This is a genomic window from Gemmobacter lutimaris (assembly GCF_003570715.1).
Taxonomy (GTDB): domain Bacteria; phylum Pseudomonadota; class Alphaproteobacteria; order Rhodobacterales; family Rhodobacteraceae; genus Gemmobacter; species Gemmobacter lutimaris.
In genome coordinates this window covers 1-505 of sequence record NZ_QXXQ01000058.1, presented here as the reverse complement: position 1 = coordinate 505, position 505 = coordinate 1, and the positions used below count along the sequence as shown (strand labels likewise).

Below are 505 nucleotides of genomic sequence, written 5' to 3'. Positions count from 1 at the left end.
TGAACCGCCCCGGGTTTGCCGGAGGCTGATTTTGGTTAGTTACGCGGCGATGTCTTCAGTTTCCAGAGCGGCGTAGAAGTTTGCCTCTGCTTCTGCCGGAGGGACGTTCCCGATCGGCTCGAGCAGGCGGCGGTTGTTGAACCAATCGACCCATTCAAGGGTGGCATATTCGACGGCCTCGAAGCTGCGCCATGGGCCGCGGCGATGGATGACTTCGGCCTTGAAAAGACCGTTTATCGTCTCGGCCAGCGCATTGTCATAGCTGTCGCCAACGCTGCCAACTGAAGGTTCGATGCCGGCCTCTCCCAGCCGCTCGGTGTAGCGAATGGACAGGTATTGAGACCCGCGGTCGGAATGATGGACAAGGCCTGCACCCTTGACCGGGCGGCGATCGTGAACGGCCTGTTCGAGGGCATCAAGGACGAAGCCTGCATGCGCGGTCTGGCTTGCCCGCCAGCCGACGATCCGACGTGCATAGGCGTCAATGACAAAAGCCACATAGACG

1 protein-coding gene is annotated in these 505 nt (G+C 60.4%); it reads right to left on the bottom strand.

Features of this window, described 5'->3' with window-relative positions:
* Window positions 1–39: 39 nt before the first annotated feature.
* Window positions 40–505 (bottom strand): DDE-type integrase/transposase/recombinase (locus D2N39_RS22450; RefSeq protein WP_147373552.1); only part of this gene is annotated, 466 nt, incomplete at its 5' end.